Here is a 21,894-nt window from a genome sequence, read left to right as displayed (position 1 = left end):
CGAATCGGAGACAAGTGCTGTTCATGCCCGCAGCCGTTGAAACATTCCGCCGGGCAAACGCTCCAGCAAGCCGGCCAGTTCCAGCGCCAGCAATTGCCCCTGCAGCTCGGCGGGCGGCTGGTCCAGGTGCACCGCCAGCACCTCGGCCTGTACCGGATCGGCCCCCATGGCGTCCAGCACGCGGTCGACGAAGCTGTCGTCCAGTACCGCACGCGCGCCGGCTTCCGCGTCGGTCAGCATTTGCATGTCGTGCAACACGTCGGCGCCGGATTCCACCAGCCGCGCGCCCTCGCGGATCAGCTGATGGCAGCCTTTGGACAGTGTCGCATGAATCGACCCCGGCACGGCGTACACATCGCGGCCCTGCCCCGCCGCCAGCCGCGCGGTGATCAGCGAACCGGACCGCGCCGCCGCCTCCACCACCAGCACGCCGCGCGACAAGCCGCTGATGATGCGGTTGCGGCGCGGAAAATTATCACGTGCGGGCGGCGTGCCCAGCGCGCACTCACTAATTAAACAACCTTCTTCGGCAATGCGGCGCGCCAATGCGCTGTTGCGGGCGGGATAGATGCGGTCAATGCCGGTACCCAGCACCGCCACCGTGCTGCCGGGGCCGTTCAAGCCGCCAAGGTGGGCGGCAGCATCGATGCCCAGCGCCAGCCCGGAAACCACGGTCAGTTCGGCTTCCGACAGCGTTTGCGCCATCTGCTGTGCGTTCAGTACCCCCTGCCGGCTGGCGTTGCGCGAGCCCACTACGGCCACCGCGCGGCGCGACAACAGCCCGGCGCGGCCTTTGACGTACAGCAGCAGCGGCGCCGCCACGATCTGGCTCAGGTATTCGGGGTAGTCCGGATCGCCAAACGGCAGCAGGCGGTTGCCGGACTGCGCCTGCCAGGCCTGCATGGCGTCCAGCCAGCGCTCCATGTCGGCAGCCGCGGCGCCGGCCGGCGCAGACAGCAAGGCATCGGCCTGGCGCGCGCTGACCAGTTCCAGCAACGCGCTGCGGCTGGCGGCAAAAATGGCCGTGGGGGTGCGGAAGCGTTCCAGCAGCCGGTGCGCGGTCAGCAGGCCGACGCCGCCGGTCTGTTGCAGCCGCAGCCAGTCCGCCAGCACTGGCCTGCTCACTTCGCTTGGGGTATCCGTGGCTTGCACGGCGCGGGTTACTCCGGGGACTTGGCAACGTCGCCCACTTCCACCGGCGCCGTCACCTGCATGATCAAGCCGTAGGAAATGTGCTTGAACGTGCGGAAGATAAACAAGCTGCCCACTTCTTCATCCGGCAGCTTGACCTGCTGCTCGCGCCCGAACCAGCCGCTCTTGGCCGTGGAATCGCTCACAGTTCTTCCCGCATGGTACAGCTGCAGCACGGCGCCGATATCGAGCCCGTCAAGCTTTCCGCGATTAATGCTGACAATCTGGTTCTGGCCGGCGTGCGTCACGCCGCCGTAGATGGCCACCACGCGCGCGTCCACCGGCCGCTCGGGCGGATGCGGCGCATAGTTTTGCAGCGGCGTCGGCGGCACGGCGCGCAGTTGGTCGCCCTTGCCCATCTCCTGACTGGCGGTGGCGACGGTAAAGGTGTGCACGTCCACACCGGGCCTGGCCTCGGCCTGCAATTTCACGGTGCCGAGATAAAACGCTTCGTAGCCGATGACCTGCCTGGTGACCGGGTCCTTCAGCGCGGCGCCGGGACGGAACACCTGGAACGCGCTATTGCCCTGCAAATCGCCGCGCACATAGGCCTTGTCGCCCTTGCCGAGGAACACACGGCCCTCCTGGGTGGCTACGATGCGCGGCGCGCCTTTCAACTCGTCATCTTCAATGATGAGCGGCTGGGTCAGGAAAGGCTCGATCACGCCCGGCGGAATGGAGGGCACGGCGTCCTTGCCCAGGCCTTCGGTGCGCACGCGCGGTTGCAGTTTCTGGATGGCGGGGTCATTCAGGCCATCGGCCAGTTGCTGGCCCAGCCGCAGGCGGCCGGCCGCGCGGTCGAACCAGATGATCTGGCCCGGGTAAATCCAGTGGGGGTTGGCAATTTCGTCACGGTTCATGCCCCACACGGTGGGCCAGCACCACGGCTTTTGCAGGAAGGTAGCGGAAATGTCCCACAGGGTATCGCCCTTCACCACCACGTGCTGGTCCGGGGCGTCCGGACGGAATTCGCACTTCAGCGGCGCGGCCGCGGCGGCCGAGGCGGCGGCAAACAGGGCGGCCAATGCTAAGCGGGGACTGACTGTGCTAAAATTTTTCATTAATAGATCCAGTAAGTGCGCCGCAAGCACACGGCAGCAGAGCAGTAAAGCTTGCCAAATTGAATCAAATTCTGCCCATAAAACCCTGAACTAGCAAGCGAAACCGCGCACCGCAAACCCGCGCGGATACAGGGCATTAGCAAGGCATTCACATAGTTTTCACTTAGTCATCATGGCAATTTTAAATATTCTGCGTTACCCCGATCCACGCCTGCACAAGGTGGCCGCGCCGGTCACCGTGTTTGACGAACGGCTGGAAAAGCTGGTGGCCGACATGGCCGAAACCATGTACGACGCACCGGGCATCGGCCTGGCCGCGTCGCAGGTCGACGTGCACGAGCAAGTGGTGGTGATCGACATCACCGAAGATAAAAGCGGGCTGGTCGCTTACATCAATCCGGAAATCCTGTGGAGCAGCGACGACAAGCAAGTCTACGATGAAGGCTGCCTGTCGGTGCCCGGCGTCTACGACGGCGTTGAGCGCCCCTCCAAGGTCAAGGTGCGCGCCTACGACGTCAAGGGCCAAGCGTTTGAAGTGGACGCCGACGGCCTGCTGGCCGTGTGCATCCAGCACGAGATGGATCACCTGAAAGGCAAGGTGTTCGTTGAATACCTGTCGCCGCTGAAGCGCAACCGCATCAAGACCAAGCTGCAGAAGGAAGAACGCGGCATGCAGCGCGAAGCCCAGCTGCGCGCACAAGGCCGTCGTTACTAAGCCATGAAAGTCATCTTCGCCGGCACGCCGGAATTTGCCGCCGTGGCCCTGCAGTCGCTGCACGAGGCCGGTTTTGAGATCCCGCTGGTGCTGACCCAGCCCGACCGCCCTGCCGGCCGCGGCATGCAGCTGCAGCCTTCGGCGGTGAAGCAGTACGCGGTGTCGAAAGGCATCGAGGTGCTGCAGCCGCTGTCGCTGCGCATGGACAGCAAGGACCCGCAGCGCGCGGAAGAAGCCAAGGCAGCGCACCAGCGCCTGCTGTCGACGCCGTACGATGTGATGGTGGTGGCGGCTTACGGCCTGATCCTGCCGCGCAGCACGCTGGACATCAAGCCCTGCCTCAACATCCACGGCTCGCTGCTGCCGCGCTGGCGCGGCGCCGCGCCGATTCACCGCGCCATCGAAGCGGGCGACAAGGACACCGGCATCACCATCATGGAGATGGAAGAAGGCCTGGACACCGGCCCCATGCTGCTGATCGAGAAAGTGGCGATCGACGACAGCGACACCACCGGAAGCCTGCACGACAAGCTGGCCGCGCTGGGCGCCACGATGATCGTCGAGGCGCTGCACAAGTACCAGCAGCACCAGCTGGAAGCGGTAGTGCAGCCGGAAGAAGGCGTCACCTACGCAGCCAAGATCAGCAAGGAAGAGGCGGCGCTGGACTTCTCGCAACCGGCGCTGGAAATCGGCCGCAAGATCCGCGCCTTCAATCCCTTCCCCGGTGCGCACGGCACGGTCAATGGGGTGGTGGTCAAGCTGTGGGGCGCGGAGGTGGTCGAGGCCAGCGGCCCGGCCGGCAACGTGCTGTCGGCCGATGCGCAGCATGGCATCGTGGTGGCTTGCGGCCAGGGCGCGCTGCGCCTGACCTCGCTGCAGAAACCCGGCGGCAAGCGCCTGCCTGCGGCCGAGTTCATCAAGGGCTTCCCGCTGGAAGGCCTGTCCTTCACCTGAGTCAGTTCACCGCGCGCTTGTCGCGGCACGGCTCATCGCTCTGATAGCCGCCCAGGTTGGCGCGCAGTATCAGCAGCGACTGGCGGCGTTGTTCCAGCGCCGCCTGCTGTTCCTCAATCTCACGCAGCAGAATGGCGGATTGACGCATGGTCTTTTCGACCGAACACTTGCCGTTCTCATCCAGCATGTCGCGTATCACCTCCAGCGAAAACCCCAGGCGCTTCGCGCCCTGAATCAGCTTCAGCCGGTCCGGCGCGTTGCTGGCGTACTGGCGGTAGCCGGACGGCGTGCGCGAGATCGGCGCCAGCAATCCCTGCTCCTCATAAAACCGTATTGCCGAGGCAGCAATGCCTGACTTTCGGGCGAGTTCACCGATTTTCATTTTTTGCTTGACCCTCAAGTTGACTTGAAACTTATTATAAGATGGTCCGCCCGAGCCTGCTTGCAGAGGCGTTATTACAAATAGGAGTAACGATATGACCGACGTGATTCAACACCTGAACTGGCGCTACGCCACCAAGAGCTACGACGCTGCGAAAAAGCTGGATGAAGAGAAGCTGAACCGCATTCTGGAAGCCATCCGCCTGACGCCGACGTCAAGCGGCCTGCAGCCGTTCGAGGTGTTTGTCGTCAAGAACGAAGGCCTGCGCGCCAAGATCCGCGAAGTGGCGTGGAATCAGTCGCAAGTGACCGACGCTTCGCACCTGCTGGTGTTTGCCGCCTGGGACAACATCACGCCCGAGCGCATCGATTCAATGTTCGACTACACCAATGAAGTGCGCGGCTTCATCAACGAAGGCTGGGAAGCTTATCGCAAACAGCTGCACGGCATCGTGGCCGCACGCGGCGACGTCGCCAACTTTGACGCTGCGGCGCGCCAGGCTTACATCGGTCTGGGCGTGGCGCTGGTGGCAGCCGCTGCCGAAGGCGTGGACAGCACGCCGATGGAAGGCTTCGATCCGGCCGCCGTCGATCAGATCCTGGGGCTGAAAGAGCGCAAGCTGCGCAGCGTGGTGATCCTGCCGCTGGGCTACCGCAAGCCGGATACCGACTGGCTGGTCAACCTCAAGAAGGTGCGCCGTCCACGCGAGAAGTTCATCACCGAGCTGAACTAATCTTGCAGCGAAATGACGCGGTCGCCTTCGGCGGGTTTGCAGCCGTCGGCGATCGGCGTCCAGCCGCGATGAATCACAATCTGCTGGTCATCGTGGCATAGCTCCACGCGCTCGCTGTGCGGAAAACGGGCGCGTACAAAATCCTCTATCGTGGTTGGCAGGCTGATGTGCAATTGCAGCGCATCGCGATCCGCGTCCGGATGATCATCCAGATGCAGCAGCGGCACAAAGTACGAGGCCAACATCCACCAGCGCGAACCAATCGCCACCGGTTGCGGCGTGTAGCCTGCATCGCGCAGCCACGCTTGCGCGCGCCCCCGCAAATCCTCCCCATCTTGCAGACCGCCCCACCCCGCGGCCAGCATTTCGATCAGCCACTGATTGCAGTTCTGGTAGCGCAGGCTGTAGGCGTAGGCATTGGCGCTGTATTGCGCGGCCAGCAGGTGCAGCGCGCGCCGGGTGTCGAGCAGCGCGGGCCGCAGCGCCAGCACGGCTTGCGGCGGCAGGCGCACGATGCTCAGATAGCCCAGATTGGCATCATCGGTGCCCATGGCAAAGCCGGCCAGACCCTGATCGTAAATGCGCGGTCGCCCCTCGTCGCAGGCGTAGTACAGCTGGCGTGCAGCCCAGATGCCCTGCTCCGAACGCCACGCCATGGCAGCATGCGAATAGCGGATGTGGAAGCGCGACAGGTCGAGACCGGAGCGGCTGACCAGCGCCACACTCTCGGCAGTGGCGGCCAGCTCATCGCGCAGCACGGCGGCAAAGCGCAGCAACCGGTCTTGCTCGGCGGCGCTCAACTCATGCGCGCGGTCGCAGAAACGCGCGGAAGAAGCCTGCGCCGCGCCCGCGCAGAAAAGCAGGCACAGCAGCAGTGCACAGAATCGTTTCAAAGGCTCAGCGGACGCGAGGCCAGTTCGCTATACCACTCATCGGCCAGTACCAGGTAGAACGGCTGGCGATTATCAGCGCGGCCGAACTCGATGCCGTAAACGCGGTTGTGGGCATACATGGCATCACCGACGGCCAGCTGCTGCCGGTCGAAGGTCGATTGCGGCAGATCGAGCACGATGCGTTGCTCGGGATTGTCGGCCTGCATGGTGACGCGGGTGCGGCCGGCACGCTCCGGCGTGGCGGCGATCTGGATGATGCGGTAATCGCCATCGGCCACGCGGCGGCCGTTGTTTGAACTGTTGCTGGAGCTGGACAGCGAATCGGACACGCTGCCGCTGGATGCCGAGCTGGCACTGGAGGCCGACGACGCCACGCTATCCGCCTGCGCGTTGAGCGACAGACCAAGCGCGGCAGCAACGGTAATCAAACGTAAAGAGATTTTCATCAACACTTCCTCAGCTCGGCAAATGAGGAATTTTACGCCACAAAAAGGTGGCGCACAGAAAGAAATCTCTCCGAATGTAACCAAATCAGGCATATGATGAATACAAACTGCTGCTTTTGGGAGATGTGCCATGCCAGCCTATTCCTTCCTGGGCCACATCCGTTTGGCCCACAAGTTTGTGTTCCTCAGCGTGATAGCCTTGCTGCTTGCCAGCATCCCCACCTTCTTCTACGTGCGCGAGGCAGCCAAGGGCTTGAACGCATATGAGAGTGAGCAGCAAGGCCTGCCGCAGGTGCCCAGGTCCTGAAAACCATCCAGCTGACTCAGCAGCATCGCGGCATCGCGGCGCTGGTGTTGGGCGGCGTGCCGGGCAACGAGGACAAGCGCCAGGCCAAGCAGACCGAGGCTGACCAGGCTTACCTCGCGGTCGATGCGCTGGTGAAAGCGATGCACAATCCGGAAGTCGATAAAATCTGGGACAAGGCGCGCCGCGACTGCGAAACCCTGCGTGCCGGCGTCAGCGGCAAAACGCTGACGGTGCCGCAAAGTTTTGCCGCGCATAGCGCGCTGGTGCCGCAATTGCTCAAGCTGAATGACCGGGTGGGCGACCACTTCGGCCTCAGCCTTGATCCGGATCGCGACAGTTACCAGTTGATCCAATCCATGTACTATCAGCTACCCTACCTGACGGAAGAATTGGGCCGCACGCGCGCGATGGGCGCCGGCCTGCTGGCGCGCAAGGCGGCCACGCCGGAGGAGCGGATCGCATTGTCGTCGATCATCGGCCGCGTGAACGACCGGCTGGACCAGACCCGCACCGCGTTCGACAAGGCGGTCGGCTATAACGCCGAGATCGCCCAAAAGCTGGGACCGCTGATGGAGGAAGCCAATGCCGCCGCTGCCGCACTGACACGGCTGGCCAGCGAACAAATCCTCGGCAAGGAAACACCGGACTATCCGGCGCCGGATTACGTCACGATGGCAACGCAAACCATTGATCTGCAGTTCAAGCTCAACAGCGCCGCCAACGGGGAGCTGGAGAGCATGTTGAGCGCCAAGATTGCCAACTTCCACCGTACCCGCTGGCTGATGCTGGGCTGCATGCTAGGGCTGATTGCGGCGGCCGCGCTGGCGGCGCGCATCATTTCGCGCTCGGTGACAGTGCCGCTGCAAAACGCCATTACGGTGGCGCAGAGCGTGGCGCGCGGCGATCTGGTGTCGGACTTTGATGTCGGTGCGCCGGACGAGGTGGGACAGATGCTGCGCGCCCTGCGCGAAATGAACGACAGCTTGCGCACCATCGTGCGCGATGTGCGGACCAGCATCGACAACATCGGCGCGGCCACGCGCGATATCGCCAGCGGCAATGCGGATGTGTCGGGGCGGCTGGAATCGCAGGCATCCAATCTGGAGGAGACGGCATCGTCAATGGAGCAGCTGACGTCGACCGTCAAGCAGAATGCGGAAAATGCGCGGCAGGCCAATCTGCTGGTGGGCAGCGCGTCCAGCGTGGCAAGCAAGGGCGGCCAAGTGGTGGCGCAGGTGGTGCAGACCATGGGCGAGATCAATGCCAGTTCGCACCGGATCGTGGACATCATTTCGGTGATCGACGGCATCGCGTTCCAGACCAATATCCTGGCCCTGAATGTGGCGGTGGAGGCGGCGCGGGCGGGTGAGCAGGGGCGCGGGTTCGCGGTGGTGGCCAGCGAGGTGCGCAACCTGGCGCAGCGCTCTGCGGCGGCGGCCAAGGAGATCAAGGACTTGATCGGCGCCAGCGTGGAGAAGGTGGACGCAGGCAATGCGCTGGCCGAGCAGGCCGGCAAAGCGATTGGCGAAGTGGTGGCCAGCGTGGAGCGCATCACGCACATCATGAGCGATATCGCGACCGCGTCGGCCGAGCAAGGCGCGGGCATCGAGCAGGTCAACCAGGCGGTTACGCAGATGGACGATATGACACAGCAGAATGCGGCGTTGGTCGAGCCGACGGCCGCAGCGTCAGCCAGCCTGCAAGAGCAGGCGCAAGCGCTGGTTGCTTCGATGGGCAAGCCGGCCCTGCAACTGAGCCAGTCCCGCTAGCCTCAACCGAGACGCGGAAGGTGAGCGAGCAGGCGTGCGGGTGCGGGTGCGGCTATGGTACGCGAGCGGTGGGCGCTAGGATCGCCGGCGGCTTGCCTGCGCGATGATCCAGTCGCGCACCAGTTGCGCTTCCGCGCTGGATGCGGCGCGGGTGTGGAGCCAGTAGGCGTAGTCGGATGTGACGGCGGGCTGCGGGCTCGCCAGCGTCAGCCGGCCTTGCGCCAGCAGATCGCGCACCAGCGGCAGCCGGCCCAGCGCCACGCCCTGTCCTGCCAGCGCCGCCTGTACCACCTGATCGTACTGATTGAACCGCAGCACACTGCGCGGCTTGCCCCGACCGGCGCCGGCCACGCGCAGCCATGCCGGCCATTGCAACCACGGCCGCGAGGCATCATCAAACTCCAGCAAGGTCTGCTCACGCAGTTGCTGTTCAATCGCCTGCACCCCCAACGACGGATGCGCCACCGCCACCAGCGCCTCATCGAACAAGCGCAGCGCGCCGGCCGGGGCATCCCGCTCGGGGCAATAACGAATCGCCATATCGATCTGCTCACGCTCCAGATCCACAAAGCGATTGCTGGCCGCCACCCGCACATCCACGCCTGGTGCGGCCCGCTGGAAAGCGTTCAGGCGCGGCAGCAGCCACAGGGCCGTCACGCCAATGCTGGCACTGATCGTCACGACTTGCCGCTGCTCGCCAGGCCGCAGCGACTCAATCACCTCCCCTAGCTGCTCCAGCATCGCATCCGCACTGCGGAACAAGCGCCGGCCTTCGCCAGTGAATTCAATCGAACGATAACCGCGCACCAGCAGTGGATAGCCGAGCACCGCCTCCAGCGCCTGCACCTGCCTGCTCAACGCCGACTGCGTCAGGCAAAGATCCTGTGCCGCCAGCGTAATACTCATGCGCCGCCCGACTGCGACGAAACTACGCAGCAAATCCAGCGGCGGCAGATCAAGGAGGCGATTGGGCATAAGTCAATGTATCACATGCCTGCAAGGAATGCGAAAGCAGCCAAAATACCGTTTGAGCGCGACAGCGCGATGCGATCCAATGGCCACATCAACCCAACGGAGCACGCCATGACACCCGCCATCGCCACCACCCTCGAATACCTCTGCCCGACACCACACCGTCCGCACACCTGGATGTATGCGCCGCCAGACGGCCAGCCCATCGAAAACGCCGACTACACCCGCAAAGCCGTCACCATCCACGACGCGCGCGGCACCGCTACCTCGCTGGCGCACGAAGGCTACACCCTGCGCCGCGCGGCCACCGCGCTGGACGACTTCCACCACAAGGAGAATATCGTGCAGCGCTACTACCCGGAGATGGCGCAACTGGCGCTGGCCGTCTCCGGCGCCAGCGAAGCCTTGGTCTTCGACCACCTGGTCCGCAAGCGCCAGCCCGGCACACCGCAGGCCTTCGGCCGCATCGCCGGACAGCGTCCCGGCGCGGCCGGCCGCGTGCACTGCGACTTCACCGCCGCCTCGGCACAGCGCCGGCTCAGGATCGAACTTGGCGAACGTGCTGCGCAATTGCAGCGTTACGCCATCCTCAACCTATGGCGCTCGATCCGCCACCCCGTCCTCGACGCCCCGCTGGCCATGTGCGACGCCCGCAGCGTGGCCGCCGGCGACCTGATCGCCAGCGACATCCACTACCCCGACCGCACTGGCGAAATCTACCAATTGCTGCATAATCCCGAACACGCATGGTCCTACTTCCCGGCCATGACGCGCGACGAAGTGCTGATCTTCAAACAGTTCGATTCAGCGGCAGCGGCCTGCTACACCCCACACGCCGCCTTCGAACATCCGTCCGCATCGCCGGACGCACCGCCGCGCGAAAGCATCGAAATCCGCTGCCTGCTGATTTACGCCTAGGAGAACGCCATGAAAGAAATTGCCTGCTGGTTCGACTTCGCCAGCAACTACAGCTACCTGAGCGTGCTGCGCCTGGCGCGGCAACAAGAAGTGGTGGTGCAATGGAAGCCCTTCCTGCTCGGCCCCATCTTCAAGGAACAGGGCTGGGACAACTCGCCGTTCGTACTGCAGAAGGACAAAGGCGACTACGTCTGGCAGGACATGCCGCGCGAATGCGCGAAATACGGCCTGCCCTGGCGCCGGCCGTCCGAATTCCCGCGCCGCTCGCTGCTGGCGGCGCGCGTGGCGCTACTGGGCGAACACCAGCCCTGGATGGCCGAATTCTGCGCCCGCGTCATGCTGGCCAACTTTGAGCACGACGAAGACATCGGCAGCAACACCGTCATCGCCGCCATCCTGACGAGCATCGGCCTGGACGCGCCAGCCCTGCTCAGCGCGGCCCAATCCGACGACAACAAAGCCCGCCTGCGCGCCCGCGGCGAGGAAGCCAGATCACGTCACATCTTCGGCGCCCCCACCTTCTTCGTCGGCCCTGAAATGTACTGGGGCAACGACCGCCTCAGCGACGCCCTGGCCCTTGCCGCACGCTGAAACAGCAGATTGTTGCGGCAATGCCTCTGCCGGCTGAAGCTTATTCAGGGATGCCGTATAATCTCAGACCGCCCTCTGCCTTGGGCGCGCCTCCCTATGACCTTAGAGATATCAAATGAATAACACCGTGTCCCATCCCGTCATGTCCAAGACCGATGCGCAGCTGCGCGAGATCCTCGCCCGCCGCATCATGATCCTCGACGGCGCCATGGGCACCATCATCCAGCAGTACAAGCTGGATGAGACCGCCTATCGCGGCGGCCCGAACGGCCAGTTCATTGACTTCGCCGCCCCCGCAGACAGCGGCGCGCGCGAACTCTTCGTCAAGGGCAACAACGAGCTGCTGACGCTGACCCAGCCGCATGTGATTCAGGAAATCCACGAGCGCTACCTGGCCGGCGGCGCCGACATCATTGAAACCAACACCTTCGGCGCCACCTGGATCGCCCAGGACGATTACTACATGGGCCACCTGGCCTACGAAATGAATGTGCAGGCGGCCAAGCTGGCACGCGCCGCCACCGCCAAGTACAGCAGCGCCGACAAGCCGCGCTTCGTCGCCGGCGCGCTCGGCCCGACGCCCAAAACCGCCTCGATCTCGCCGGACGTCAACGACCCCGGCGCCCGCAACATCACTTTCGACCAGCTGGTGGACGCCTACTACGAACAGACCAAGGGCCTGATCGACGGCGGCGTCGACCTGCTGCTGGTGGAAACCATCTTCGATACGCTGAACTGCAAGGCCGCGCTGTTCGCCATCGACAAATACTACGAAGACCACCCGGCGCAGGAACGCCTGCCGCTGATGATCTCCGGCACCGTGACCGACGCCTCCGGCCGCATCCTGTCCGGCCAGACCGTGCCGGCCTTCTGGAACTCGGTGCGCCACGCCAAGCCGCTGACCATCGGCCTCAACTGCGCGCTCGGCGCGGCGCTGATGCGTCCCTACGCCGAAGAGCTGTCGCAGATCGCCGACACCTACGTCTGCATCTACCCGAACGCCGGCCTGCCCAACCCGATGAGCGACACCGGCTTCGACGAGCTGCCGGCCGATACCTCGGCCCTGCTGAAGGAATTTGCCGAAGCGGGCTTCATCAACGTCGCCGGCGGCTGCTGCGGCACCACGCCGGACCACATCAAGGCCATCGGCGACATCCTGGCCACTGTCCCGCCGCGCGCCGTGCCGCAAGTGCCGATCGCGCAGCGCCTGTCCGGCCTGGAGCCGTTCACCATCGATGACAACTCGCTGTTCGTCAACGTGGGCGAGCGCACCAACGTCACCGGCTCCAAGGCCTTCGCCCGCATGATCCTGAACGAGCAGTACGACGAAGCCCTGAGCGTGGCCCGTCAGCAGGTGGAAAACGGCGCCCAGGTCATCGACATCAACATGGACGAGGCCATGCTGGACTCGCAAGCCGCGATGACCCGCTTCCTCAACCTGATCGCCTCCGAACCGGACATCTCGCGCGTGCCGATCATGATCGACTCGTCGAAATGGTCGGTGATCGAAGCCGGCCTGAAATGCGTGCAGGGCAAGTCCATCGTCAACTCCATCTCGATGAAGGAAGGCGAGGAAGAATTCATCCGCCAGGCCAAGCTGTGCCGCGCTTACGGCGCCGCCGTCATCGTCATGGCCTTCGACGAAAAAGGCCAGGCCGACACCTTCGAACGCAAGATCGAAATCTGCGGCCGCGCCTACCAGGTGCTGACCGAGAAAGTCGGCTTCCCGCCGGAAGACATCATCTTCGACCCGAACATCTTCGCGGTCGCCACCGGCATCGAGGAGCACAACAACTACGCGGTCGACTTCATCAACGCCACCCGCTGGATCAAGGACAACCTGCCGCACGCGAAAATCTCGGGCGGCGTGTCCAACGTCTCGTTCTCGTTCCGCGGCAACGACCCGGCGCGGGAAGCCATCCACACCGTATTCCTGTACCACGCCATCAAGGCCGGTATGACCATGGGCATCGTCAACGCCGGCATGGTCGGCGTGTACGACGATCTGGAACCGGAACTGCGCGAGCGCGTGGAAGACGTGGTGCTGAACCGCCGCGAAGACGCCACCGAACGCATGATCGAATTCGCCGGCACGCTGAAAGCCGGCGCCGGCAAGCAGGAAGCGGCCACGCTGGAATGGCGCAACGGCCCGGTCGAGAAGCGCCTGGCGCACGCGCTGGTGCACGGCATCACCCAGTTCATCACCGACGACACGGAAGAAATGCGCGCCGCCGTGGCGGCCAGGGGCGGCCGGCCGATCCACGTGATCGAAGGCCCGCTGATGGATGGCATGAACATCGTCGGCGACCTGTTCGGCCAGGGCAAGATGTTCCTGCCGCAGGTGGTGAAGTCGGCGCGCGTGATGAAACAGGCCGTGGCGCATCTGATCCCGTTCATTGAGGAAGAAAAGCTGGCGGAAGAAAAACGCACCGGCATCGTCGCCAAACCGAAGGGCAAGATCGTCATCGCCACCGTGAAGGGCGACGTGCACGACATCGGCAAGAACATCGTCTCGGTGGTCCTGCAATGCAATAACTTCGAAGTGGTGAACATGGGCGTGATGGTGCCGGCCTCGGAAATCCTGGCCAAGGCCAAGCTGGAGAACGCCGACATCATCGGCCTGTCCGGCCTGATCACGCCGTCGCTGGAAGAGATGGCCCACGTGGCCAAGGAAATGCAGCGCGACGAGCACTTCCGCATGCTGAAGATTCCGCTGCTGATCGGCGGCGCCACCACCAGCCGCGCCCACACGGCGGTGAAGATCGCCCACAATTACGATGGTCCGGTAGTGTACGTGCCGGATGCCTCGCGTTCGGTGTCGGTGGCGCAGTCGCTGTTGACGCCGGAATCGCGCGAGCAGTACATCGCCGAACTGGAACAGGATTACGAGCGCATCCGCGAACAGCACGCCAACAAGAAAGCGCTGCCGATGCTGCCGCTGGCCGAGGCGCGCGCCAACAAGATGAAGCTGGCGTTCGCGCCGGTGAAACCGAAGTTCATTGGCCGCCGCGAGTTCAAGAACGTCGACCTGGCCACCATCGCCAGATACATCGACTGGGGTCCGTTCTTCCAGACCTGGGATCTGGCCGGCCCCTTCCCGGCCATCCTGACCGATGAGGTGGTGGGCGAAGCCGCCACCAAGGTATTTGAAGAAGGCCAGGCCATGCTGAAGAAGCTGATCGACGGCCGCTGGCTGACCGCCAACGGCGTCATTTCGCTGCTGCCGGCCAACTCGGTCAACGATGACGATATCGAGGTCTACACCGACGACACGCGCAGCACCGTGGACTTCACCTACTACGGCCTGCGCCAGCAAGGGGTGAAGCCGCTGGTGGATGGCGTGCAGCGTCCGAACCAGTGCCTGGCCGACTTCATCGCGCCGAAGGACAGCGGCATCAAGGATTACATCGGCATGTTCGCCGTGACCGCCGGCCTCGGCATCGAGAAGCACGAGAAGCGCTTTGAAGACGCGCACGACGACTACTCGTCGATCATGCTGAAATCGCTGGCCGACCGCCTGGCCGAAGCGTTTGCCGAATACCTGCACGAGCGCGTGCGCACCGACCTGTGGGGTTACCAGCCGAACGAGTCGCTCAGCAATGAAGACCTGATCGCCGAGAAATACATCGGCATCCGTCCGGCGCCCGGCTATCCGGCCTGCCCGGAGCACACCGTCAAGCGCGAGATGTTCCACACCATGCAGGCCGAGGAGATCGGCATGCAGCTGACCGATTCCTACGCCATGTATCCGGGCGCGGCGGTGTCCGGCTTCTACTTCGCCCATCCGGAGTCGAAGTACTTCGTGGTCGGCAAAATCGGGGATGACCAGGTCAGCGACATGGCGGCGCGCCGTGGCGTCGACAAGGCCGAGCTGGAACGCTGGCTGGCGCCGAACCTCTCCTGAGGTTGAACTTTTTGCATGCCTTGCCTGCCTAAGTAGAACGCCGCCAGCCGGCGGCATCTACTTGGGAGGCAATATGGCAAACAATCCATCTGTCAAACGCTGGCAGGATCAGCTGATCCTGCTGCTGGGCCTGTGGTTCTTCATTACGCCGTGGGTATTCGGCTATCCGATTCCATCGATCCAGGCGTGGACCGCATTCATCTCGGGCGCGGTGATGGTGCTGCTGGCGGCGTTCGATCTGTACAAGACCTACTTCTGGGCCGTGGTGCTCAATCTGCTGGTGGGGATCTGGGTGGCGGTGTCGCCGTGGGTGCTGCGCATCGAGGATAACACCGAGTTGATGTGGAACTCGCTGATCGTCGGCCTGGGCGTGGCCGTGCTGGCGCTGTGGGAGATGCGGACCGATCCCGAACTGGTCAAGCACTGGCCGGGCGCCGGCCATGCGACCTGACCCGGCCGTGGTGCCTTACAGCGCGTAGCGCACCACGTTATCGCTCCATTCAAACGCGGCCATTTCCAGCTCCACCAGTTCATCGGTGGACATGGCGAGGTCGCGCAGGGTCGGCACGATGTGGCTGTCCATTTCTTCAATGCGCTCGATGCATTCGACCAGCTTGAGCAGGTCGCCAAAGAAGCCGGCGCGGTGCAGCAAGGCGCCGCGCACCTCGTCGCTGACCGGGATCTGCTCCAGGATCTCGGCCATGGAAATGCCGAACAGGGTGTCCATCAGCGACATGATGCCGACCGTGAACGCGATGTCGGCCGACTCGCGCTGGCTCGGCCGCAGCTTGCCGGCCAACAGCTCCAGCAGGCGGCCGCGGGTGGTGGCCAGCATCAGCAGCGGCGTCATGCTGTGGCCGCGCTTGCTCGGCTCGGCGTACAGCATGATTTGCAGCCAGCGCTGCAACTGGCGGCGCCCCAGGATGGTCACGGCCTGGCTCAGTGAATCGATGCGCTGGCGCGCGCCCACCGCCGGCGTGTTCACCAGCCGCAGCAGGTTCAAGGCCAGCGACACGTCGCGCTTGATGGCGCGCTCGATTTCCTGGTTGTCGGCATCCGAGGTGACCAGCGTCATCAGCTCCATCACCGCCAGCTGCGACGGCGACAGCTTCTTGCCGCTCATGATGACCGGCTTGGAGAAGTAATAGCCCTGGAAATAATCAAAGCCGAGATCCAGGCAATTCTTGAATTCTTCGCGCGTTTCGACTTTTTCCGCCACCAGCTTTTTCTTGTCCTGACGGAAGCGCGGCGCCAGTTTCATCAGCGACGACAGCGGAATATTGCGCATGTCCATCTTGACATAGTCGACCAGCGGCAGCAGCGCCAGCACGTCCGGATTCTCGCCGGTGACATCGTCCAGCGCAAAGCTGAAGCCATGGCCCGCCAGTTCGCGGATGCGGGTCAGCACCTCGGGCGTGGCCGGCATGGTGTTGATGATCTCCAGCACCACCTTCTCACGCGGCAGGAAGGGGAAAATGTCGCTCATGATGACACTGGCATCGACGTTGACGAAGCCCAGCGCGTCGCCGATGGTTTTCTCCATCCCCAGCTGCGAGGCGTGCGCAATCACGGCGGCGGTGGCGGTCAGATCATTGGTGACATGGGCCGGCCCGACCGGCGCGTTGCGAAACAGCAACTCATAGCCGAACAAGGCCTGGTTGCGGTCCAGGATGGGCTGGCGGCCCAGATAGAACTCGCGCACGCGCAAGCTGCGGGGGCCGGAGTCATGTAGAGTCAGATCGATCATTTGCCTATTTTGACAGCAATGCGCTGCCGTGTCTTGCAAATTTAGCTCAATCTACCGCTTGCGGGACCCCGTCGATAAAGAGTTTCAGCTCGCCAGGCAGGAAGGCGGTCCACTGCTCGTTGGTGGTCAGCGGCTGGGTGACGATGATGGCGACCCGGTCGTTGGGCGTGGTCACCTGGGAAAAATCGACGCTGACATCCTCGTCGGACAGCTTGGCGGTGTCGAACGGGTGCTGCCGCACCAGATAGAACAGATGGGTCGAGCAATGGGCAAACAGCTCGCCGCCCGAGGACAGCATCATGTTGAAGGTGCCGTGGGTGGCAATTTCATGCACCAGCGAGCTCAGCACAGAGCGCAGCTGCGCCAGCGGCGGCCGCTGCTCGCCAAAGCGGGCCCGCAGCTGCTGCAGGATGTAGCAGAAAGCCCGCTCGCTGTCGGTGGTGCCGACCGGGCGGAAGGCGCCGTTCAGCACCGGATTGAATTCCTTCAGGTCGCCATTGTGGGCAAACACCCAGTACTGCCCCCACAGCTCGCGCACGAAGGGGTGGCAATTCTCCAGCGCCACCTGGCCCTGCGTGGCCTTGCGGATGTGGGCAATGACGTTGGTGGATTTGATCGGGTAACGCTTGATCAGCTCGGCAATCGGCGAAGCGATGGCCGCCTGGTGATCGACGAAATGGCGCACGCCGGCGCCCTCAAAAAAGGCAATGCCCCAGCCGTCGTGGTGGGTGTCGGTCTGGCCGCCACGCATGGCAAAGCCGGTAAAGCTGAACACAATGTCGGTCGGGACATTGCAGTTCATTCCTAGTAGTTGGCACATGGCGTGATTATAACCACGCCATGCGCGTGCGGGCCCCTTTTAATGCAGCAGGACTGGCTGGCTCATCAGCGCGTCGTAGCTGCCCAAAAATTCATCGATCTCCGCCATGGTGGGTTCATTGGCGATCAGCTCATTGACGTCGCGGCGGAAATTCTGTGCCAGCACGCCGGCAATGAAGATCTCGCGTTTGCCGCCCTTATCGACGATTTCATAACCTCCGAAGCGCAAGGCCTCCAGGTTCCGGTCCGCGCCGAATTCGACAACACTGTATTGCTCGCTGTTGTAGATGAGGTTCATTTTGCATCCTTTCACAAGGGGCGAAACACCTGCGTTTCCGCCTTCGGAACCCAGTTGGGGCCGAAAACGGGCCATTTCAAGGCCAGATCAGCGGGCTGGGGCTAGGCCGCGATGTCGTCTTGCAAATCCAGCAAGGCCCCGTAGGGCGCCTCGGACAACCAGGAACGCAGCTGTTCCAGGTGCTCGGCGGAGGCCAGGCTGAGGTAGAGCTGCGCGGGGGGACGGCGCAGCACACGGTTTAATGTTACTCGCAAAATCAGATTACCGCTGCAATGCAGGCAGCCTGGTGCGATACGCAACACTTGCGGCACTATTTCGTAAGGGAAAGGGCCATCCGCAGGATCAAAGGATAAGGCCGAACCACCGTCCGACAAACCCTCCAGAATGATGACGCTGGCCCCCTCTTTGGGGAGATGGGCCGCAATCGCCGCCTCGCGCGCGCCGGCGCGGGGGCCGGTGACCAGCCAGGTCGGCACCGGCGGCCGGTGATGGGCGGCCGCGGCGCCGGCGGGACTGGTCACGCTGCCGGGCACTAACTCAGGCGCCCTTCTTGGCCAGTTTGCCCGGCTCCACGCCCAGCTGCTTGAGCTTGCGGTACAGGTGGGTGCGCTCCAGGCCGGTCTTCTCGGCCACGCGCGTCATGCTGCCGCCTTCCCGGCCCAGGTGGTGCTCGAAGTACATGCGCTCGAAGGCGTCGCGCGCTTCGCGCAGCGGCAGGTCGAAGGACAGGTTGAACATGTGGTTGTCGGCGCCGGCCACGGTGGCGCCGCCACGCACGGCAATGGCGGCCGAGGCGGTCGGCTGCACGAAACCGGTCGAGGCCGCTTCTTCCGGCTGCGCCGCCGCCACCGGACGGGCCGCCAGCGCCGGCGCGCGCACAGTTTCCTGGGCGCGGGTCAGGCCGGCCTGCACCGCTTTCAGCAGCTTTTGCAGGGCAATCGGTTTTTCCAGGAAGTTCAGGGCGCCGATGCGGGTGGCTTCGACCGCTGTATCGATGGTCGCGTGGCCCGACATCATGATCACCGGCATGGTCAGCAAGCCGTCGCGCTGCCATTCCTTGAGCAGCGTGACGCCGTCGGTATCCGGCATCCAGATATCGAGCAGCACCAGGTCCGGCGCACCCTGGGCGCGCGCTTCGCGTGCCTGCTGGGCGTTTTCCGCCAGTTGTATTGCATGTCCTTCGTCGCTCAAGATTTCCGAGAGCAACTCGCGGATACCCATTTCATCGTCAACAACCAGAATGTTTGCCATCTTCCCTTGTCCTCATTTCGCCGTCTATGGACGGCAATGATTTTTGTAGTTCATAGCACTTCAGCTATTTTGCGACGCCGGTGCTAACTTTAACAGCAAAATCAACACTGACGCGCCACTTCTATCGACATGGTTCTGGATATCGATCCGTCCGCCATGTTCCTCGATAATTTTTTTCACCATCGCCAGGCCGAGGCCGGTGCCGCGCGCCTTCGATGTCACGTACGGTTCAAACGCCCGCGCCAGGATTTTCGGCGCGAAACCGGGGCCGTTGTCCGAGATCGCCAGCCGCACCGCCGTGCGCGTGCTGCCATCCGCGCCCTGATAATGAATGGCTTCGGTGATCACGTCAATGCGTGCCTGCGGTGCGCCGTCCGGCAACTCGGCCATGGCGTCCTGGGCGTTCTGCAGCAGGTTGTGGATCACCTGCCGCAACTGGGTCGGATCGCCCATCACCAGCGGCAGGCCGGGCGCCAGCGCCGGGTGAATGATGTCGTTGCCCTCGCCGCTGATGTACAGGTGCAGGATCTCGTCCACCAGCGCGTTCAGGTCGAGCGGCTCCAGCACCGCCGGCGGCGTCTTGGCGTAGTCGCGGAAGTCGTCCACCATGCGCTTCATGGCCGCCACCTGGTTGACGATGGTGGCGGTGCCCTTGTTGAGCAGCTCGGCGTCGGACGGCATCAGCTTGTCTTCCAGCTTCATCTGCATGCGTTCGGCCGACAGCTGGATCGGCGTCAGCGGATTCTTGATTTCATGCGCCAGGCGGCGCGCCACCTCGCCCCAGGCGATTGAGCGCTGGGCCGAAATCACGTCGGAAATATCGTCAAACACCACCAGGTAGCCGCTGCCGCCTTCGACCGGCAGGCGCGAGCCGCGCGTCAGCAGGGTCAGGTCGTTGCCCTCGACCCCGGCCGACGGGCGCGGCACCTCGATCTGGCGCTGCCAGTGCAGGCGCGCGATGTTGCGGCCGGCCGCCGATTGCGCATTCTGCGCGGCAAACGCGGCCACGATGGCGCCGCCGAATTCCTGCAGGCCTTCAATCTGGTCCAGCTTCTGGCCAATCATGGTGACGCCGGCCTGCTGCAGGATGCGCTCGACCGAGTCGTTGCAGCTGATCAGGTGGAATTCATGGTCCAGCACCATCACCCCGGCCGACATATTGGCCAGCACCGATTCCAGGTGGGCCTTGGCATTCTGCAGCGCGGCGCGGTTGCGCTCGACGGCGGTGCGGGCGTCCGACAGCTGGCGCGTCATGGTGTTGAACGATTGCGTCAGGGTGCCCAGCTCATCGGAGGTGGCCACGATCGGCCGCGGCGACAGGTCGCCCTCGGCCACCGCGCGCGTGCCCTCGGCCAGCAGCAGCAGCGGCTGGGCCAGGTCGCTGGCAATCAGGAAGGCGCTGGCGATGGCGCCGAACACCGCCAGCAGCAGGGTCAGCGTCAGCGTCACGATATACATCTTGCGCAGGCCGACGCGGGCGTCGAAACGTTCCTTGTAGTCGGCGTAGGCGCGGCGGATGGTTTCGCCGTCGGCCGCCAGCTGGGCGGGCGCCAGCTGCAGCAGTTGCAGGTAGCGCGGCGCCAGGTGGGTGCCGTTGGGCTGGACATGGTCGGGGATGGCGACCAGCACGCGCAGGCGCAGCTGGTTGACCGCCTCGGCCGGCTGCGGCGCGTTGACCAGGTCGCTGTGCAGCTCGTTGCCGCCCTCGGGGGCGCCGTACACCGCATCCTTTTTCACCCTGGCCATCATGTCGCGGCTCGGCAGGTCGGCGCTGAGGTTGCCGCTGCGGCTGGCGCGGGCGCTGACCACCAGCCCGCCCTCGGCGTCGACAATGATGGCGTTCTGCATGCCGGGTTCGTTCTTGACCACCGCCGCCAGGGTGGCGCGCTCGGTGCCGAACGGGCGGTCGGCCAGCTCCTGCACGGTGCGGTTGGCGGTCTGGGTCAGCTCGCCGACCGCGCGGTCCAGGCCGGCGCGCGACAGGTTGATGCCCGATTCCAACGCCTCTTCCACCGGCACGTTGAACCAGGAATCGATCGAATGGGAAACGAACAGCACCGACACCATGAAGATCACCAGTCCCGGCAACACGCCGATGCCGGCAAACAGCAGCACCAGCCGGGTCATCAGCTTGGAACCGAACTTGCCGGCCTTGTAGCGCGCGTACAGGCGGAACAGGGAAACCGCCACCAGCAGCAGCAAGGCCACCGCCACCGCCGCGTTCAGGCCCAGCAGCCAGCCATAGTAGCGGTCGAAAAAGCCGGAATTGTCGGAGGCCGAGGCCAGCAGGAACAGCAGTATACTGACGATGCCGCCGCCCACGACCGAAAAATACCGCAGGGCCGTATTCACTTACTCGGCCCTGTACTGGAAGGATTTCTTGTCGGACGCCAGGCGCCACTCATTGTTGTTCAGGGCATTGACCTTGAGCGGCTTGGGCACGTAGTTGGGGTCCAGCCCCATGCTCAGCTTGACGTTATACACTTCGCCCACCTTGAGCGCGCCGCGCGGCGCCACCAGCCAGCGGTTGGGGCGGCGGATCAGGAACAGGGCGTCGTCCAGCGACGAGAAGCTCTGGTGCACATTGCCACTGATGGCCACGTTGTACTGGCGGGTCAGGACGTTGTACGACAGGCTGATGGTCTGGCGCGCGGTGATGGCTTTTTCATCAAACCAGTACCAGCGCGGGCGGGTGAATTCGATCTCGGTGTAGAAGTACAGGGTCTTGCCGTATTGCAGGGCATCTTCCATCTCACGGCTGAGTTCGAAGCCGTAGGTGGCGGACAGGCGGTAGCCATCCTCGGTGGCCTCCACCAGCGAACGACGGATTTCCACGCCCTCGGATGCGCGCGATGCCAGCGGCAGCAATGCCAGCAGCATCAGCAGGGATCCGATCAGAAGTCGAAAAAATCGTTGTGTCACGTGTGGGCCGGTACTCAAGAG

At 63.9% G+C, this 21,894-nt stretch carries 22 protein-coding genes; 9 read left to right on the top strand and 13 right to left on the bottom strand.

The window, feature by feature from the left end; translation table 11 throughout:
• Positions 1–21 precede the first annotated feature (21 nt).
• Positions 22–1,152: a DNA-processing protein DprA gene (gene dprA, locus ABDW57_RS24365; protein ID WP_343732732.1), complete on the bottom strand. Its 1,131-nt coding sequence runs from the start codon at positions 1,150–1,152 to the stop codon at positions 22–24.
• An 8-nt stretch (positions 1,153–1,160) separates the two neighbouring features.
• Entirely contained in the window at positions 1,161–2,252 is a 1,092-nt protein-coding gene (locus tag ABDW57_RS24360; RefSeq protein ID WP_343732731.1) for a LysM domain-containing protein, read from the bottom strand.
• Between the two features lie 172 nt (positions 2,253–2,424).
• Here ABDW57_RS24360 and def point away from each other — a divergent pair, with 172 nt between their 5' ends.
• Positions 2,425–2,967 carry a peptide deformylase gene (gene def, locus ABDW57_RS24355; RefSeq protein WP_343732730.1) on the top strand — a complete coding sequence of 181 codons (543 nt, stop codon included), beginning with the start codon at positions 2,425–2,427 and terminating at the stop codon, positions 2,965–2,967.
• 3 nt (positions 2,968–2,970) lie between these two features.
• Positions 2,971–3,921, top strand: coding sequence for a methionyl-tRNA formyltransferase (gene fmt / locus ABDW57_RS24350; RefSeq protein ID WP_343732729.1), 951 nt, complete (start codon positions 2,971–2,973; stop codon positions 3,919–3,921).
• Between the two features lies 1 nt (position 3,922).
• Here fmt and ABDW57_RS24345 read toward each other — a convergent pair whose 3' ends face one another.
• Positions 3,923–4,303 carry a MerR family transcriptional regulator gene (locus tag ABDW57_RS24345; RefSeq protein WP_343732728.1) on the bottom strand — a complete coding sequence of 127 codons (381 nt, stop codon included), beginning with the start codon at positions 4,301–4,303 and terminating at the stop codon, positions 3,923–3,925.
• 94 nt (positions 4,304–4,397) lie between these two features.
• On the opposite strand from ABDW57_RS24345, the gene ABDW57_RS24340 reads away from it, so the two are divergent.
• Positions 4,398–5,036: an NAD(P)H-dependent oxidoreductase gene (locus ABDW57_RS24340; protein ID WP_343732727.1), complete on the top strand. Its 639-nt coding sequence runs from the start codon at positions 4,398–4,400 to the stop codon at positions 5,034–5,036.
• On the opposite strand, the gene ABDW57_RS24335 is transcribed toward ABDW57_RS24340, so the two are convergent.
• The gene (locus ABDW57_RS24335) at positions 5,033–5,929 is read right to left on the bottom strand and encodes a DUF2145 domain-containing protein (RefSeq protein ID WP_343732726.1); all 897 of its coding nucleotides are present in this window, start codon (positions 5,927–5,929) and stop codon (positions 5,033–5,035) included. The genes ABDW57_RS24340 and ABDW57_RS24335 overlap by 4 nt on opposite strands.
• Positions 5,926–6,375, bottom strand: a complete 450-nt coding sequence (locus ABDW57_RS24330; RefSeq protein ID WP_343732725.1) for a hypothetical protein — start codon at positions 6,373–6,375, stop codon at positions 5,926–5,928. Before ABDW57_RS24330 ends, ABDW57_RS24335 begins: the two co-directional genes overlap by 4 nt.
• Positions 6,376–6,505: 130 nt before the next feature.
• Here ABDW57_RS24330 and ABDW57_RS24325 point away from each other — a divergent pair, with 130 nt between their 5' ends.
• Together ABDW57_RS24325 and ABDW57_RS24320 are read left to right on the top strand one after the other, a co-directional pair.
• Positions 6,506–6,682 (top strand): hypothetical protein, encoded by a 177-nt coding sequence (locus ABDW57_RS24325; RefSeq protein WP_343732724.1) that lies wholly within the window; start codon positions 6,506–6,508, stop codon positions 6,680–6,682.
• Between the two features lie 44 nt (positions 6,683–6,726).
• Positions 6,727–8,451: a methyl-accepting chemotaxis protein gene (locus ABDW57_RS24320; protein ID WP_343732723.1), complete on the top strand. Its 1,725-nt coding sequence runs from the start codon at positions 6,727–6,729 to the stop codon at positions 8,449–8,451.
• 75 nt (positions 8,452–8,526) lie between these two features.
• On the opposite strand, the gene ABDW57_RS24315 is transcribed toward ABDW57_RS24320, so the two are convergent.
• Positions 8,527–9,426 (bottom strand): LysR substrate-binding domain-containing protein, encoded by a 900-nt coding sequence (locus ABDW57_RS24315; protein WP_343732722.1) that lies wholly within the window; start codon positions 9,424–9,426, stop codon positions 8,527–8,529.
• Between the two features lie 108 nt (positions 9,427–9,534).
• On the opposite strand from ABDW57_RS24315, the gene ABDW57_RS24310 reads away from it, so the two are divergent.
• From ABDW57_RS24310 to ABDW57_RS24295, 4 genes are all read left to right on the top strand, one after another.
• Positions 9,535–10,341, top strand: coding sequence for a CmcJ/NvfI family oxidoreductase (locus ABDW57_RS24310; RefSeq protein ID WP_343732721.1), 807 nt, complete (start codon positions 9,535–9,537; stop codon positions 10,339–10,341).
• Between the two features lie 9 nt (positions 10,342–10,350).
• A complete protein-coding gene (locus tag ABDW57_RS24305) occupies positions 10,351–10,932 on the top strand; it encodes a 2-hydroxychromene-2-carboxylate isomerase (protein WP_343732720.1) in 582 nt (193 codons plus the stop codon).
• Between the two features lie 115 nt (positions 10,933–11,047).
• Positions 11,048–14,836 carry a methionine synthase gene (gene metH / locus ABDW57_RS24300; protein ID WP_343732719.1) on the top strand — a complete coding sequence of 1,263 codons (3,789 nt, stop codon included), beginning with the start codon at positions 11,048–11,050 and terminating at the stop codon, positions 14,834–14,836.
• Positions 14,837–14,909: 73 nt separating this feature from the next.
• A complete protein-coding gene (locus ABDW57_RS24295) occupies positions 14,910–15,287 on the top strand; it encodes an SPW repeat protein (protein WP_343732718.1) in 378 nt (125 codons plus the stop codon).
• Positions 15,288–15,302: 15 nt separating this feature from the next.
• On the opposite strand, the gene ABDW57_RS24290 is transcribed toward ABDW57_RS24295, so the two are convergent.
• From ABDW57_RS24290 to ABDW57_RS24260, 7 genes are all read right to left on the bottom strand, one after another.
• Positions 15,303–16,583, bottom strand: coding sequence for an EAL domain-containing protein (locus ABDW57_RS24290; RefSeq protein ID WP_343732717.1), 1,281 nt, complete (start codon positions 16,581–16,583; stop codon positions 15,303–15,305).
• Between the two features lie 46 nt (positions 16,584–16,629).
• Positions 16,630–17,403, bottom strand: a complete 774-nt coding sequence (locus ABDW57_RS24285; RefSeq protein ID WP_343732716.1) for a class II glutamine amidotransferase — start codon at positions 17,401–17,403, stop codon at positions 16,630–16,632.
• A gap of 39 nt (positions 17,404–17,442) precedes the next feature.
• Positions 17,443–17,700: a DUF3567 domain-containing protein gene (locus ABDW57_RS24280; protein ID WP_343732715.1), complete on the bottom strand. Its 258-nt coding sequence runs from the start codon at positions 17,698–17,700 to the stop codon at positions 17,443–17,445.
• 101 nt (positions 17,701–17,801) lie between these two features.
• Positions 17,802–18,221: a GTPase gene (locus tag ABDW57_RS24275; RefSeq protein ID WP_343732714.1), complete on the bottom strand. Its 420-nt coding sequence runs from the start codon at positions 18,219–18,221 to the stop codon at positions 17,802–17,804.
• 16 nt (positions 18,222–18,237) lie between these two features.
• Positions 18,238–18,951: a response regulator gene (locus tag ABDW57_RS24270; protein WP_343732713.1), complete on the bottom strand. Its 714-nt coding sequence runs from the start codon at positions 18,949–18,951 to the stop codon at positions 18,238–18,240.
• Between the two features lie 60 nt (positions 18,952–19,011).
• Positions 19,012–21,303: an ATP-binding protein gene (locus tag ABDW57_RS24265; protein WP_343732712.1), complete on the bottom strand. Its 2,292-nt coding sequence runs from the start codon at positions 21,301–21,303 to the stop codon at positions 19,012–19,014.
• Entirely contained in the window at positions 21,304–21,831 is a 528-nt protein-coding gene (locus ABDW57_RS24260) for a DUF4390 domain-containing protein (protein ID WP_229224369.1), read from the bottom strand. It abuts the gene before it with no gap.
• Between the last annotated feature and the right edge of the window lie 63 nt (positions 21,832–21,894).

The sequence above is a fragment of the Duganella sp. genome, from assembly GCF_039595735.1.
Taxonomy (GTDB): domain Bacteria; phylum Pseudomonadota; class Gammaproteobacteria; order Burkholderiales; family Burkholderiaceae_D; genus Rugamonas.
Note: the sequence above shows the minus strand (reverse complement) of the source record. Positions and strands in the feature narration are given on the sequence as shown.